Origin of the sequence: Achromobacter sp. 2789STDY5608621, assembly GCF_001299375.1 — a bacterium.
GTDB classification, from domain to species: Bacteria; Pseudomonadota; Gammaproteobacteria; order Burkholderiales; family Burkholderiaceae_B; genus Achromobacter; species Achromobacter insuavis.
Window position 1 is genome coordinate 126,850 of record NZ_CYTU01000011.1, and the last position, 15,916, is coordinate 142,765.

Annotated in this window: 13 protein-coding genes; all 13 read left to right on the plus strand. The window is 58.5% G+C overall.

Annotated features, from left to right (window positions below; genetic code table 11):
- The first annotated feature begins 3 nt into the window (after window positions 1–3).
- The 13 genes from AOZ53_RS13660 to waaC all read left to right on the plus strand — a co-directional run bounded on the left by AOZ53_RS13660 (window position 4) and on the right by waaC (window position 15,916).
- Window positions 4–876, plus strand: a complete 873-nt coding sequence (locus tag AOZ53_RS13660; protein WP_054430812.1) for an aldo/keto reductase — start codon at window positions 4–6, stop codon at window positions 874–876.
- Window positions 873–2,900, plus strand: a complete 2,028-nt coding sequence (locus AOZ53_RS13665) for an aminotransferase class III-fold pyridoxal phosphate-dependent enzyme (RefSeq protein ID WP_054430810.1) — start codon at window positions 873–875, stop codon at window positions 2,898–2,900. The genes AOZ53_RS13660 and AOZ53_RS13665 overlap by 4 nt, the downstream gene beginning before the upstream one ends.
- Before the next feature lie 93 nt (window positions 2,901–2,993).
- The gene (pseI, locus tag AOZ53_RS13670; protein ID WP_054430809.1) at window positions 2,994–4,064 is read left to right on the plus strand and encodes a pseudaminic acid synthase; all 1,071 of its coding nucleotides are present in this window, start codon (window positions 2,994–2,996) and stop codon (window positions 4,062–4,064) included.
- Window positions 4,065–4,079: 15 nt separating this feature from the next.
- Window positions 4,080–5,654 (plus strand): hypothetical protein, encoded by a 1,575-nt coding sequence (locus AOZ53_RS13675; RefSeq protein WP_054430807.1) that lies wholly within the window; start codon window positions 4,080–4,082, stop codon window positions 5,652–5,654.
- 8 nt (window positions 5,655–5,662) lie between these two features.
- Window positions 5,663–6,970 (plus strand): hypothetical protein, encoded by a 1,308-nt coding sequence (locus AOZ53_RS13680; protein WP_156333389.1) that lies wholly within the window; start codon window positions 5,663–5,665, stop codon window positions 6,968–6,970.
- Complete coding sequence (locus tag AOZ53_RS13685; protein ID WP_054430804.1) at window positions 6,967–8,214, plus strand: lipopolysaccharide biosynthesis protein; 1,248 nt, start codon at window positions 6,967–6,969, stop codon at window positions 8,212–8,214. Before AOZ53_RS13680 ends, AOZ53_RS13685 begins: the two co-directional genes overlap by 4 nt.
- 49 nt (window positions 8,215–8,263) lie before the next feature.
- Window positions 8,264–9,490: a hypothetical protein gene (locus AOZ53_RS13690; RefSeq protein ID WP_054430803.1), complete on the plus strand. Its 1,227-nt coding sequence runs from the start codon at window positions 8,264–8,266 to the stop codon at window positions 9,488–9,490.
- A gap of 15 nt (window positions 9,491–9,505) precedes the next feature.
- Complete coding sequence (locus AOZ53_RS13695) at window positions 9,506–10,462, plus strand: UDP-glucuronic acid decarboxylase family protein (RefSeq protein ID WP_054430802.1); 957 nt, start codon at window positions 9,506–9,508, stop codon at window positions 10,460–10,462.
- 4 nt (window positions 10,463–10,466) lie between these two features.
- Window positions 10,467–11,231: a glycosyltransferase family 2 protein gene (locus AOZ53_RS13700; RefSeq protein ID WP_054430801.1), complete on the plus strand. Its 765-nt coding sequence runs from the start codon at window positions 10,467–10,469 to the stop codon at window positions 11,229–11,231.
- A 6-nt stretch (window positions 11,232–11,237) separates the two neighbouring features.
- Complete coding sequence (locus AOZ53_RS33410) at window positions 11,238–12,176, plus strand: NAD-dependent epimerase/dehydratase family protein (RefSeq protein WP_082380326.1); 939 nt, start codon at window positions 11,238–11,240, stop codon at window positions 12,174–12,176.
- 18 nt (window positions 12,177–12,194) lie between these two features.
- Window positions 12,195–12,755, plus strand: coding sequence for a sugar transferase (locus AOZ53_RS13705; protein ID WP_054430800.1), 561 nt, complete (start codon window positions 12,195–12,197; stop codon window positions 12,753–12,755).
- 18 nt (window positions 12,756–12,773) lie between these two features.
- Window positions 12,774–14,714 (plus strand): polysaccharide biosynthesis protein, encoded by a 1,941-nt coding sequence (locus tag AOZ53_RS13710; protein ID WP_054430799.1) that lies wholly within the window; start codon window positions 12,774–12,776, stop codon window positions 14,712–14,714.
- Window positions 14,715–14,878: 164 nt separating this feature from the next.
- Window positions 14,879–15,916 carry a lipopolysaccharide heptosyltransferase I gene (gene waaC / locus AOZ53_RS13715; RefSeq protein WP_054430798.1) on the plus strand — a complete coding sequence of 346 codons (1,038 nt, stop codon included), beginning with the start codon at window positions 14,879–14,881 and terminating at the stop codon, window positions 15,914–15,916.

Here is a 15,916-nt window from a genome sequence, read left to right on the forward strand (position 1 = left end):
TGGATGAGTCGGCGTTTGGTGTTAGGAACGGCGCAGTTTGGCCTGCCGTACGGTATCGCCAACCAGACGGGGCGGGTGGCGCCGTCTGCAGTCCGCCATATTCTGGCGGATGCCCGGGACTCGGGTGTCGATACGCTCGATACGGCAATTGCCTACGGTGATAGCGAGTCGGCGTTGGGCGATGCGAATGTGGCAGGCTGGCAGATCATCAGCAAATTGCCGGGCATGCCCGACGATTGCGGCGATTGTGCCACCTGGGTGCGCCAGCAACTCGAGGGATCTTTGCGGCGCTTGCGTGTCGATGCGCTGCACGGGCTCCTGCTGCATCGCCCGGAGCAACTTCTTGGGGGCCAGGGGGCCGCGCTGGCGCGTACCCTCCGTGAGTTGAGGCGCGAAGGGCTCGTGGCAAAAGTCGGCGTGTCGATCTATGCGCCGCAGGAGCTGGAAGCGCTCCTGCAGGTTCTGGATATCGACATGGTGCAGGCACCGTTGAGCGTGCTGGATCAGCGCATGATCGTCTCCGGCTGGGCGGATCGTCTCAAGGCGGCAGGTATCGAATTGCATGTGCGGTCCGTGTTCCTGCAAGGCCTGTTGTTGATGGCGCGGGGCGACAGGGCCGAGAAGTTTGATCGTTGGGACGGCCTGTGGCAGGAATGGGAACGCTGGTTACAGGCAACTGAAATTCCCGCCATAAACGCGTGCCTACGCTTTGCGCTGTCGGTCCCATCAGTGGACAAGGTGGTCGTCGGCGTGGACAGCCTGGAACAATTGCGTGGCATCCTCGCGGTGACGCAGGCGCCCCTGCCAGACCTGCCGGTCTGGCCGTCTCCCATCGATACCGATCTGGTTAATCCCGCACGCTGGAGTGCCCTATGAAAGTGGTAGCGATCGTACAGGCGCGCATGGGTTCTACGCGCCTACCCAACAAGGTCATGAAGCGCATCGGCGGCAAGCCGATGATCGAGCTGTTACTGGCTCGCCTGTCGTGCTCGAACGAGATCGACGAGATTGTCCTGGCGACGTCGGAGGCAGCGCAGAACGCGCCGCTGATCGAACATGTCCGTTCGCTGGGATATCGCTGTCACGCGGGCAGCGAAGACGATGTGCTTGACCGTTATTACCAGGCCGCGCGCATCAGTGACGCCACGGTGGTCGTTCGAATCACGGGTGATTGTCCATTGGTGGATCCTGCTCTGGTCGATGACGTGATCCGTGGCTATAAGGTTGCCGAGGTGGATTACTTCTCGAATACGGATCCGCCGACCTACCCTGATGGTCTGGATATCGAGGTTTTTAGTTTTGCCGCGCTGGAGCGCGCTGCCAAAGAGACGTCCGTGCCGTTCGACCGTGAGCATGTGACCCCTTACCTGAGGGGATCCGATCACTTCAGCCGGGCTGGAACGAGTCACAAGGACGACCTGTCCGGATTGCGATGGACGGTGGATGAGCCGGTCGATCTCGATGTGATTTCTCAGGTGTTTGCGCATTTCGCTCCGGAAATTCACTTCACGTGGCGGCAGGTGCTGGATTTGCAGCAGGCCCAGCCGCAATTGTTTTCTGCCAACAAACAACTTATCCGAAACGAAGGAGCCAGTATGGGCACCGGTCAAAAACTTTGGAAGCGCGCCAAGCAGATCATCCCGGGTGGGAACATGCTTTTGTCCAAGCGTGCCGAAATGATGCTGCCGGATCAATGGCCGGCGTACTTCAGCAAGGCGAAGGGCTGCAGGGTATGGGACTTGGATGGCAACGAGTACTTCGACATGTCCTTAATGGGTGTCGGTACGAACAGCCTGGGTTATGGCAATCCGGAGGTTGACGCGGCAGTGCGTCAGGTGGTGGACCTGGGCAATATGACGACGCTCAACTGCCCCGAGGAGGTCTACCTAGCCGAGAAGCTGATCGAACTGCATCCGTGGGCCGACATGGCGCGGTTCGCACGGTCGGGCGGCGAGGCCAACGCTATTGCCATCCGCATCGCCCGCGCCGCCTCCGGCCGGGACAAGGTCGCCGTCTGCGGCTACCACGGCTGGCATGACTGGTACCTATCGGCCAATCTGGGCGAGAACGAAAACCTGGCCGGCCATTTGTTGCCCGGCCTGGAGCCGAAGGGGGTGCCGCAGAATCTGCGTGGCACGGTGTTCCCTTTCAACTACAACAACTATGCCGAGCTCGAAGCCCTGGTCAAAGCTCACGACATCGGCGTCATCAAGATGGAAGTGGTGCGCAACAAGGGCCCGGAGGATAACTTCCTGCACAAGGTGCGCAAACTGGCCACCGACCATGGCATTGTGCTGATTTTTGACGAGTGCACGTCGGGTTTCCGTCAGACGTTTGGTGGCCTGCACAAAATGTACGACGTTGAGCCCGACATGGCGATGTTCGGCAAGACGCTCGGTAACGGCTACGCCATCACCGCGACCATTGGGCGCCGCGAGATCATGGAGGCCGCTCAGTCCACTTTCATCAGCAGCACTTTCTGGACCGAGCGTATTGGTCCCACCGCGGCGCTCAAGACGCTCGAAGTGATGGAACGTACCCAATCCTGGGAAACCATCACCAAGATCGGATTGGATGTCCGCGCGCGTTGGCAGAAACTGGCTGACAAGCACGGCCTGAAGATCGAACAATGGGGGCTGCCTGCTTTGACGGGGTACACCTTCCAAAGCCCGAACGCGTTGGCCTACAAGACTTTGGTGACGCAAGAAATGCTCACCAAGGGTTATTTGGCGGGCAATAGTGTGTACGCCTGCACCGAGCACACGCCGGAGATCGTCGATGGATATTTCACCGCGCTCGATCCGATCTTCGGGATGGTGAAAGAGTGCGAGGATGGTCGTGATGTGATGGGACTGCTCAAGGGCCCGGTATGCCACGGCGGGTTCAAGCGACTGAACTGATGCCAGGCGCCAGAGTCCGCCGCTGACGCGAACACCAGCCTTGATTCTGTCAAGGCTGGTGCGGATTATTGTGAAGTTCTGAGAGTAAATGCCATGTCCACTACACCGAGCCTGCAAATTGCCGGACGCCGCATCGGCGTCGAAGAGCCTCCCTATGTGATTGCTGAACTGTCGGCCAATCACAACGGCAAACTCAATGTTGCCCTGCGGATCATCGAGGAAGCGTGCAAGGCCGGCGCCGATGCGGTGAAGCTGCAGACCTATCGTCCAGACACAATCACCCTGGACTGCGATACCGACGATTTCCTGATCCACGGTGGCCTGTGGGATGGGCGCAGCCTGTACGACCTGTACCAGGAAGCGCATATGCCCTGGGAATGGCACGCCCCCTTGTTCGAGCACGCCCGCAAACTGGGCATCAGTATTTTCAGTTCGCCGTTCGACACTACGGCCGTCGATCTGCTCGAAGACCTGAACGCGCCGGCCTACAAGATCGCGTCTTTCGAAGCGATCGATCTGCCGCTCATCAAGTATGTGGCGGGCACGAAAAAGCCCATGATCATCTCGACCGGCATGGCTGACGCCGAAGAGATACAGGAGGCCGTCGATGCCGCCCGCGAGGGCGGTTGCACGGAGCTTGCGATTCTGCACTGTGTCAGTGGCTATCCCGCCCCCGCCGCCGACTACAACCTGCGCACCATTCCGGACATGATGCAGCGCTTCGGGTTGGTGACGGGCTTGTCGGATCACACGCTGGACAATACCACCGCGATTACCAGTGTTGCGCTGGGCGCCGCGATCATCGAGAAACACTTCACGCTCAATCGCAGTGGTGGTGGACCCGACGACAGTTTCTCGCTGGAGCCTGCGGAAATGGCTCAGTTGTGCCAAGGTGCGCGGACCGCTTGGGAGTCGTTGGGCAAGATCGATTATGGCCGGAAATCCAGTGAGCAGGGCAATGCCAAATTCCGTCGTTCACTCTATTTCGTGCGAGACCTGAAGGTTGGCGATCTCGTCTCGGCGGATGCCGTGCGCAGTGTGCGGCCCGGTTTCGGGCTCGCGCCCAAACATCTGGAAGTCCTGATCGGTAGCCGGGTCACTCGGGACGTGCATTACGGAATGCCTGTGGACTGGAACTCGGTCGACGTGGCGCCTCGGGACTGATTGAGCCGCGGATCTATGCGTATTGGTTATGCAAGCATCTACAGCTGGCGCCCGCATGTAGAGCATCTTTACTATCTAGCCGGCATCATGCGCGATGCTGGCCATTCGGCTTCGTTCCTGGCTTGCGACGGCAATTTGAGTGGTTGCTATCCAAAGGCACTGCATCCACAGCGCAGCGCGCTGATGCATTGTCTGCGATGCCGGGCCGGCAATATCCGTTCGTTTGCTGGCCAGCATGTCTGTTCTATCGGGTCATTTGCGGACAGCGGCGTGCCGTTTTCCGAGGACGCTCATCATGGCGCGCTTTCCAGCGCCAGCACGCTGGGCCGTTTTGAATCGAAGGCGGATTTCCAGAGCCCGGAATTCCATGCGATCGCTCGCAGTCTGGAGGACGGCACGCAGAAAGCCTATTCTGCTGCACTGCGCTGGATCGAGCGGGAGCGGCTCGAGGCCGTCTGCTTGTTTAACGGGCGCATGGATGCGACTCGTGCTGTCCTCGAGGCGGCGCGTAGCGCCGGCATTCCCTTTGTCAGTCTCGAGCGGACCTGGTTTGGCGACGGCTTGCAGCTTCTGCCGAACGAGAACTGCTTGGGCCTGAGGACTTTGGGAAAAATGATGGCGCAATGGCGCGATCGTCCACTCACACGCAATCAGGCCCTGCGCGCCGTGCGTCATGTGGCTGCGCGATTCTTGCGCCGCAATGACAAGGAGTGGCGTGCCTATAACGTTGCGGCTCGGACCGTGGAATGGCCGCAAGCCGAATCGGCCCGCCGCATTCTGTTGGTGCCGGGCAGCTACAACGAATTTTGGGGGCACCCGGATTGGGTGTCGAAATGGTCAGAGCAGACGGCTGCCTATGATGCCCTGATTGACCGGTTCGATCTGCAGCCCTCTGAGCTGGTGTTGCGCTGCCATCCGAACTGGGGTGAAAGGATTGGCACGGCGGATGGCAGCAAAGCGGAGCGTTACTACACGGATTGGGCAAACCGTAGGGGCGTGCACTGTATCGCCAGCACGGACACGGCCAGTACTCTGGGTCTGATCGAGCGCAGCGATGCCATCGTGGTCGCGGGGGGCTCCGCCGCGCTGGAAGCGGGCATGTTGGGCAAGCAGGTCATTGCGATGGGGCCATCGATCTATCAGCAGGCGGGCTTCCAAAGTGATGCAATGTCGCCTGCTGCGCTGCAGGCCATGAGCCTGCTGCCGGCGTCGAATTTCAGCGAGCGCGCCCATATTGCCCGCCTGACTTTGCGCTTTGCCTACACGATGATCTATCGCGCACCTCAGTACGTGGATTATGTACGCAGTATCACCGCCACCCGCTACGAATATCGGGAGGGTGCGGATGCCGGCCGGTTGGTCGACACGTTCCGTCGTGGCGCTCTTTCCGCCGATGATGCCACCCATGCGGACAATGAAAGCGGCGAAGATGAGGTGCTGGCGATGGTTTCGCGGCGCGAGTGGGAGGAACTCAATGCATTGGGAGACGGCGTTGAGCAACTACCGGCAGTCCCACGCCTGGTTCATCGCCGTTGGATGTTCCGCCCGATAGACATTATTCGCGACGCGTTCCCGCGTGGCGATCGTTGAAGACGAAGATGAAGAGAGTCCTGCACTCCTTGCGTTATGGCGCCCTTGCTCGCATTTGGCCTTGGCTTTCGTCGACGATGGTGCGGCTGGGCGGCCCGAGAGTGGCAGCCTACCTGAGCTACTTGAGTATTGATTGGGGGGCGATGACGCGGGAGCGGACTGTCCTTTGTCTGTCTCGTGAGTCGTTCGTGAAGGACGTGGTGGAATTGCGCAAACGTTCGTCCTTCAACTATCCAATGGTGATGGGGGGGTTCACCCGATTCCAGATGGCATGGACGCCAACTGCCATGCAGATCCAGACGTTCTACCAGCGCCAGATGGCCGACAATCCACGGGCATTGCGGCAGAGCACTGCCTATGCGCGTCATCTGGTCCGTCTTGTCGGTCGTAAACAGCGGGTGGATGCGATCCTGTCCGCCAACTTCGACTATTGGCAGGACAACGGGTTCAAGCAGGTCGCCAAGGAATTATCCATTCCGTTTCTGGTGCTTTCGCGCGAGCATCCTGTCGTACCCAAGGTATGCGCCGAGGTGATTCGCTGGTATCGCGAATCCGGGTACCGCTTCGAGGGGACCGCCATGGCCGTAGCAGGAAAGTCCACTCGTGATGTCACGTTGGCTGTTGGCACGGTCTGTCGGCCCGACCAGATCACCATCACAGGCCTTCCCCGCTATGACGCGTGGCAGGATGTGGACACGTCGCTGCCGGTGGCCGAGCGGCCCTTGGTCACGCTGCTGACCTTCACCGAAGGCTATTATGCCGACCAGACCTTCAAGGAAGTGTTGAAGCTGTTTTGCGAGGCAGCCGTCCTATATGGCCGGGGCGGCCTGGATTTTCTGGTCAAGACGAAAGATGTCAATGATTCGGTGGCGGTGCGCAGGATCATGACTGAGATGGGGCTGGGGGGGGTGCGCTGCGGTCACGAGCTGAATCTCTTCGACGTACTTCCCAAGTCACGCCTGGTGATCAACTACAACTCGCTGTCACTGGTGGAAGCGGTGATGGCGCGTGCGAGTTCGGTAATCCCCGCTTGGGGTGAATGCATGGACCGTGGCGACGAGGTCATGTATCCGGCTGACCGGGAAGTCATCTCCCGGGTCGTGGGGTTCGCGCGCTCGCCGGCTGAGCTGTTGGCGATGATCGAGGCCAGCGTACGTGGCCAGACGCCGCCGATTCCGGCTACCTACGTCCGGGAGTTTCTCGACGAGTACATCCATGTGCCGGACAACGGCAGCTACAGCGCCGAGTTTGAACGCTTCCTGACCGCTTACATCGGTCTAGCCAAGCCAGATAAGGTCCTGAAGGCAAACGCGTGAATTTCAGAAGCGTATCGATCTATCTGGTGTTCAATGTCCTGTCGGCAGTCGTGCCGATCATGGCGTTGCCGATCCTTACTCGCTACCTGACGCCGGAAGATTACGGGCTGTTCACGATCTTCACCATCGTCAGCATGTTCGCGGGCAATGCATTTCGGCTCGAACTGAACATGGCCTTGAAGCGTGAATACGTCGAGGCACCGCAGAAGTTCTCGCCCTACGTGAGCAGTGCGACGGTGTTCTCGACCTTCATGATGGTGCCGTATGCGCTGGTGGTTCTGCTGCTTTGGCCATTCTTTGACAGGTTCTATGGCATTCCCTGGCATTGGCTGTTCCTGATCGTGTTGCTGGTGTATTTTCGGTTCAACAGTATGGTGCTGCACCACTTGTGGCAGATCACCAATCGGGCTCTGCCGTTCGGCATCTGGGCGTTGACTTCCAATATCCTGTCTTATGGGCTGGCGATATTGTTTATCTTTGCAGTGGGCGCAGATTGGCGCGCCCGGGCGTGGGGCGAATGGATTGCAGCGATGGTTGCGTTCCCCGTGGCTATTTACTACCTGCGGAAGCAATACCAATTGCGCTGGTCGTTCGACCCGGCGTTGATGAAGAAAATGCTGCGGTTCAGTCTGCCGTTGCTACCCAGTGGCTTGATGAGCTATGTATTCATGGTTTCCGATCGCATGTTCATCGCGGAGTTCAGCGGCGCTCATGAGCTGGGCCTGTACAGCGTGGCACTGCAACTGGCTGCAGCTGCGGGTCTGGTGTTCAGCGCGGTGTTGCCGGCCTGGGAATCATGGGTTTTCACTAGCCTGGGCCCGATTGATGGCAGGGCAATTAGGCGAATTGGCCTGCGCCTGTTGGGGATATTTGCTGGCATGTGCGTGCTGGTCCTCATCCTGCCCGGGATCCTCGGATTCATGATGCCCTATTTGACGTCCAAAGATTTTGCCCCGGCACAAGTGTTCCTGTTTCCCTGTCTGCTCGCGACGGCTTGCACCGGTATGTTCAATATGATTTCCGCGGTCTTGATTTTCATGCGGAAGACGGTGGCAATTGCGTATATAAATGCCGGTATGGTCATATTCAACTTCGTATGCCTGTATATTTTCGTGTCCAAGTGGGGAGCGGCGGGGGCTGCCTATGGCTTGGCGTTGACATTCACGATCGGGAGCGCGGTGTTGTTGTGCTGCATAATCAGATTCAGAAAGCGGCAGGCTTTGCAAGCGGAATCACTCACATGAGCGCGACGATGCCTGCTGGCGTGTGGGACTCATGCGCATGAATGTGAACATGCAGAGCATCTCTCCGAGGGTGTTCGTCATGCGCGCGTCGATTCTGTACGCGCTTATGGGGATCATCCAGCTGCTGCACATTACCTTTGTTGCCGAATTCGATATCCGCAGCCTGTTGGTTCTGGAAGGAACGGTGACGCTGGGCATGATTCTGCTGTTGCTCAGCTATTTGAGAATGAGTCAGAGCATGGAGTGGCCCGCATTTAATCAGCGGGTCTTCAAGTGGCTGTTCCTGAGCACTTTCGTTATCACGTTTGTATGTAGCCGGTTGCCTTACATTTTTGTTTTCCTTGAAAAAGGGTTGTACCTGACTCGGCTGGACACGTCGGTCGGCGGCGGTGGATGGTATTCCGCATTTTCGATCCTTTTTTATCCGCTGTGCATCCTGCTCGCATTCATCGATATACCCAGGAGAAAATACTACGGATATGCGGTGTTGATGTTTGCTGTCATCTCGGTGGACTTCATCATCCTAGGTACTCGCAACGCGCCATTTTTCGTATTGCTGTTTCACCTTCTGATGCTCCGGGTGAGATTCTTCCGAGTCAGGTCGATCTGCTGCCTGGTGGCTCTGGCGATCTTCATGGTGGTGCTGGTCGACTACCAGACTCGTGGTCGTTCCGCCGACGTGCTGACCGTGGGCTGGGATTGGGTGGCGACCATCCGGTATTCCTGGATTTTCGACAACATGCCGATTCCATCGGACGTGGTGTCGTCGACGAACGAGGTGTTTCCAGTGCTGATGCCCTTGATTTACCTGGTGCAGTACGTCACGCACTCGATGGCTGAGTTCGGTGTCGTACTGGAGCATGGCGCGATCGGTATCTTCGGATCGGGGTTGTATTTTGAAGATCAGGTTTGTCTGCTGTTGGCGTGCGATCGTCAGGCGATTCAGGATGCGATCTTGCAGATAAATCCTCGCGCGGGAACGTATCAGACACTGTACGCGTCGCTGTTGCTGGATTTCGGATTTATTGGAACTCTGATCCTGATTCTGTTGCTTGTCATCTACCTGTTGAGCGGGAGGAAGAACGGCCACGTATCAGGATTCGTGGTGTATATCGTGATGGTGGTGTTGGTTTCGGGTATCGACAATTACATCTATAACGGACTGGGTGTGTGGCGCTTCGGCGTCTTTGTAGCGCTTTGGTATGCACTGTCTCGGCGCGGCGGCGGGTTGACGACGTGGCCGGTACGATCTGGCAACGAGCTGTCAGGTCATTGAATATGTGGAGCTGATGTGAAAAAAATATTGGTTACTGGTGGTTCTGGGTTTCTCGGGTCACACCTATGTGAGCGTCTCCTGGCGCAGGGCAACGAGGTGTTGTGCGTCGACAATTTCTTCACGGGTTCGAAGCAGAATATCGTTCATTTGTTCGCCAATCCGTATTTCGAATTGCTGCGCCACGACGTGACGATTCCTCTCTACGTGGAGGTGGATGAAATCTACAATCTGGCATGCCCCGCTTCGCCGGTGCATTACCAGTTCGATCCGGTCCAGACGCTGAAGACCAGCGTGCATGGTGCCATTAATATGCTGGGTCTGGCCAAACGTCTCAAGGCGAAGATCTTCCAAGCATCGACTAGCGAAGTCTATGGTGATCCGGAAGTCCACCCGCAGAGTGAGAGCTATTGGGGTAGGGTCAATCCCATCGGAATTCGCTCGTGCTACGACGAAGGAAAGCGTTGCGCGGAGACGCTATTCTTCGATTATCACCGTCAGCATGCGCTCGATATCAAGGTGGCGCGGATTTTCAACACGTATGGTCCCCGGATGCACCCGAACGATGGTCGGGTGGTTAGCAACTTCATCGTGCAGGCGTTGAAAGGCCAGGACATCACAATCTATGGCGAGGGCCAGCAGACACGCAGCTTCTGCTATGTTGACGATCTGGTGGAAGGTTTCATCAGTTTGATGAACTCGCCTGACACGTTGACGGGCCCCGTCAATCTTGGGAATCCGGGCGAATTCACCATTCGCCAATTGGCCGAAAAGGTACTGGAATTGACCGGTTCCGCTTCCAAATTGGTGTTCAGACCATTGCCGCAGGACGATCCGCAACAGCGCCAGCCGGATATCTCGCTAGCGCGTGAAAAATTGGGCTGGACGCCTACGGTCGAACTGGAATCGGGCCTAGTCAAGACGATCGAATACTTCGACAAGCTGCTGGTGGCCGAAGCGGGCGGGGCGGTTTGAATCCATGCCTATCGTGAATGCCAACCGGGTCTCCATCATTACGCCAGCCTACAAGGCGGCGTTGATCATCGGAGAGACGATCGAATCTGTATTGGCCCAGACATATACGGATTGGGAATTGCTGATCGCGGAGGACTGTTCGCCCGATAATACGCGGGACGTCATCCGGGAATGGGAGAAAAGAGACTCACGAATTAAGCTGGTGTCCATGCCCGCCAATGGCGGGCCAGCTATGGCGCGAAATGCGGCGCTGGCCCAGGCAACAGGCGGTTGGATTGCTTTTCTCGACAGCGATGATCTCTGGCTACCCGAAAAGCTGGAGCGCACGTTGGCGCACGCCAAGGCGAATGGTTCGGTGTTGACCTATACCGGCTTCCGCCGCATTTCAGCTGACGGCGCTCAGACCGGTAAGCAGGTTCATGTGCCTCGCACGCTGTCTTACCGCTCATTGCTGGGCAACACAGCGATTGCGACTTCGACGGTCTTGCTTGACCGTGTCGAGCTGGGTGATGTGCGCATGAGGAAAACCTACTATGACGACTTCGATTGCTGGCTGCAGATACTGAAGCCTGGGCGTCTCGCCCACGGCTTGGACGAGGATCTGATGCGCTATCGCGTCATGAGCCAATCGGTGTCACGCAACAAGCGGCGTTCGGCAATGCATGTCTGGCGAGCCTACCGGGACCTTGAAAAACTCGGTGTGGTGGCATCGGTCTGGCATTTCAGCCAATATGCGCTGAGGGGTTTGCTGAAATACCGTCAATTCTGAGTCGCCATGGATACGAGCAGGATACTGGTTACGGGTGGGACCGGCTTCGTGGGTCGGCGGGTGGTACGCGATCTGTACGAAAGCGGGATACCGCTGCGATTGTTGACCCGCAGGGCCGTGACTGATCCACGTGTCGAGGTTTGCAACATCCCTGACATGGCGGACGATGCCGCGCTGGCACGGGCAATGGTTGGCGTGGATGTGGTCTGTCACTTGGCCGGGCGGGCTCACGTTCTTGGTAAAGCGCCGGCGGATCATGAAGCCCAGTTCGAAAGCGTGAATGTCGATTGGACACGTCGCCTGGCACAAGCCGCGTTCGAGGCAGGGGTTCGTCGGTTCGTGTTCGTCAGCTCCATCGGCGCGGTGGCGACCTATAGCGTTCCGGGTGAGCCATTACACGAGGGCAGCCCCTGTCAGCCCACGACACCGTACGGCAGGTCGAAGCTCAAGGCCGAGGGCGAGTTGGCAGATATCGCGCAGCGTCATGGCGCCGAACTCGTAGTGGTGCGTCCGCCGCTGGTTTACGGCCAGGGCGCGCCGGGCAACATGGCTCGCCTGGCTCGTTGGGTGAATGCCGGCATTCCGTTGCCACTAAGCAACATTTCGAATCAGCGCAGCCTGATTCATGTGGATAACCTATCTGCCGTATTGTGCGCATGCATCACTAAGCCGCAAGCTGCGGGTCATGTGTTTCATGTACGGGATGCGCAGGACTACTCCACGCCGGATCTGTTGAGACGCGTGGCGCAAGCGCTGCACCGTCCGGCGCGCCTGTTTCCAGCACCACAGTCGCTATTGCGCGCCGTGGCCAGGGCGGCAGGCCAGGGAGGCTCGTATGAACAGTTGTCAGGATGGTTGCAGGTAGACGATTCGCAGGCTCGAAAGATCCTGGGCTATCAGCCCGCCATCCTGCCATTCGAACTGCTTGATGCCGTTAGTAAATAATAACTTCGCCAATTCCCCGTGAAACGCCTATTCGACTTCTGCTTTGCCGTGTTGCTGTCGCTGTTGCTCGTGCTGCCGGCTCTGGTGGTTTTTCTCGCCGTTCGATTGACATCGCCGGGGCCCGCTCTGTATTGGTCTGACAGGGTCGGTCGCGGTAATCGGATCTTTCGCATGCCGAAATTCCGTACCATGCGGGTGGGCGCACCGACTGTGGCGACGCATTTGTTGCCGGACCCGAAGACACTATTGACACCGATCGGCTCATTCTTGCGGCGCAGCAGTCTGGACGAGTTGCCTCAATTGTGGAGCATCCTGGCCGGAGAAATGAGTTTTGTCGGGCCACGTCCCGCATTGTTCAACCAGGAGGATCTGATCCAATTGCGCACCGAGTACGGCGTGCACGAATTGTTGCCAGGCTTGACCGGTTGGGCCCAGGTTAACGGGCGCGATGAGCTTCCTATCCCTGAGAAGGTCAAACTGGATGCGGAGTATCTGCGCCGGAAGTCAGCCTGGTTCGATTTGAAAATCATCTGGATGACGGCCGCCAGGGTGCTTCGGCAAGATGGCGTCTCACACTAAGCAGGATAGGGACAAGAGATGTTGACTAGCTTGGCCAAACCCATGCTTGGTATGCCGCGTACGGCCAAGCGATTGCTCGCCCTGTCGGTTGATGCCAGCCTCTGTGTGCTTACCACGTGGCTAGCGTTCTATCTCCGCCTCGATGATTGGGTATTGCTGTCCGGGCGGCCGCTCTGGGCCGCGGTTGCATCGATGGCTATCGCCTTGCCCATTTTCATCGTCTCCGGCCTTTACCGCGCCATTTTCCGGTATTCGGGGTTGCCGGCGATGATCGCGGTGCTCAAAGCCATCGTGATCTATGGGTTGGTGTACTCCGCCATTTTCACCGCAGTCGGCGTGAATGGCATCCCCCGCACCGTCGGTCTGATTCAGCCGATCCTGCTGCTGCTGACCGTGGGTAGTTCTCGGGTTATCGCACGATATTGGCTGGGGGGGCTGTACCGTGGCCAGCTGCAACGCAATGCTCTGCGCAAGGCGCTTATCTACGGCGCGGGTTCGGCCGGCCGCCAGCTCGCAGCCGCCATGGCCAATGGTCCTGAAATGCGGGTGGTGGGTTTCCTGGACGATGACGAACGTCTTCATGGCCGGATCTTGAATGGCCTGGCTGTCTATTCGCCGACCGATCTGCCCATGCTGGTCGCGTCACTGGAAGTCGATGATGTTCTGTTGGCGCTGCCTTCCGCGGGACGGCATCGCCGCAACGAAATTCTGCAACGCGTACTGCCGGCCAAGGTTTCGGTGCGTACGTTGCCGAGCGTGACCGATCTGGCCCAGGGGCGGGTCAGCATTGCTGACGTACGGGAACTGGATATCGACGATCTACTAGGTCGGGAGCCGGTGGAGCCTCATCCTGAGCTGCTCGCCCGGAATATCGCGGGCAAGACGGTCCTGGTGACAGGCGCGGGGGGGTCGATTGGTAGTGAATTGTGTCGCCAGATCGTGAATCTTGCGCCGTCTGCGCTATTGCTCGTGGAACAGAACGAATACGCGTTGTATGAGTTGCACCAGGAACTGACCGCCTTGCTGGCAGATACCGGCGGTCCGACATTCAGGCTGGTGCCGTTGCTGGCTTCGGTGCGTGACGAGATCCGCTTGGGCGAAATCATGGCGGCCTGGCGGCCGGATACGGTCTATCACACCGCAGCATACAAGCATGTGCCACTGGTGGAGCACAATCCTGCCGAGGGGGTACGCAACAATGTACTGGGAACGCTGATCGTCGCTAAAGCCGCAATCACCCAGAAAGTCGCTGACTTTGTTCTGATCAGTACCGACAAGGCGGTGCGTCCCACCAACGTCATGGGAGCGACCAAACGGCTGGCGGAAATGGTGCTGCAGGCGCTGGCGGCGGAAGATACGTCGACCAAGTTCTCGATGGTACGTTTTGGCAATGTACTGGGCTCTTCAGGCTCAGTGGTTCCCAAGTTTCGTCAGCAGATCAAGGCGGGCGGCCCGGTTACATTGACGCATCCCGAAATCACGCGCTATTTCATGACCATTCCCGAGGCCGCGCAACTGGTGATCCAGGCCGGCGCCATGGCCAATGGCGGCGACGTTTTCGTACTGGACATGGGCGAGCCAGTGAAGATTGTCGATCTGGCACGACGGATGGTGGAACTGTCCGGCTTGACCATCAGGACGGCGCAGGAGCCTGATGGCGATATCGCGCTTGAAGTCACCGGGCTGCGGCCAGGTGAAAAACTCTATGAGGAATTGCTGATCGGAGATAATCCCGAGCCGACCCAGCATTCGCGCATCATGAAGGCTCATGAAGATTGTCTGCCCTGGCACGTGTTGCAGGGCAAGCTCGAGGAACTGCAGTGCGCCTTGAGAGTGAACGACATTCCTGCGGTGCGTGCATTCCTGCTGGCGCTGGTGTCGGGTTACCGGCCGAATGGCGGTATTGTCGATTGGATACATCTGGAGCGTGGCGCGGAAGGGGACGTTCGCGTGCATTGATACCGTGGCCTGGGGGGTATTACACCGCCCGACAGGGTTGCGCCGATGCCGCATCACGGGTTTGTTGTAAATTCCGAGATTACGCTTTTGGTTCGTCTTCGGATTGATCGGCGCCAGGCCAGTTTCCCGGGGGGGGCCAGCCCGGATCTCTTTAGCTCTTATCGATGCCAACACGCATTCTTCTCGTTCGTACCTCGTCATTGGGCGATCTCGTCCATATGCTGCCAGCAATTTCCGATATTGCGAGGCATGTTCCCGACGCCGAGATAGATTGGATCGTCGAAGAGGCGTTTGCCGAGATTCCGCTGTGGCATCCGGCGGTGAAAGAGGTCATCAAGGTTGCTCATCGCCGTTGGCGCAAGGCTTGGTGGTCAGGGCAGGTGCGGTCCGAGCGCAGGGCGTTGCGGGATCGGTTGCGCGCCAAGCAGTACGACATTGTTCTGGATATGCAGGCCCTGCTGAAGTCGGCCTGGCTGGTACGCCAGGCGCGCGGTGTGCGCCACGGCTTGGACTGGCGATCCGCCCGGGAGCCGTTGGCTTCCTTGTTTTACAACGTGCGGCACCGGGTGGAGTTCTGGCAGCCTGCGGTCATTCGGCAACGCAAGCTGGCGGCATTGACCTTCGGGTATCAACACGGCGGCCTGCCGGATTTCGGGTTGCAGTCTTTTGCACGCCAGGCGGGACAGCCCACCGATCTCGCCCACGTAGTTGGCAGCGAAGGCCTGAATGCCACTGATTTGCCACGACTACACCATCTGGACAATGATCGTGGCTACGCAGTGATCATGCCGTCGGCCAGCCGCGACGATAAACTATGGCCGGAAGAAGACTGGCGGGCGGTATTCCGGCGGTTGCGTGATGCCGGTTGTACGTTGAAATTGTTGGCCGGCAACGAACAGGAAGCCGAGCGTGCCAGATTGCTGGTCGCTGGCATGGACGGTACCGAGGTCATGCCACGTATGGATCTGACCTCCGTTGCTCGCCTGTTGGCGGGAGCGCGCTTGATGGTAGGCCTGGACAGCGGGTTGACCCACCTCTCGGCCGCCCTTGGCCGACCGACCATAGGTATCTATCGTGCGTCCACACCTGTTCGTACCCCGTTGGTCGGCTCCAACTATACGGCCAGCCTCGGCGATCGCGGCGCTTCGCCTTCACGCGAGGCCGTGATGGCTTCGTTGGAGCAGGCGCTGGCGGCACAGTGA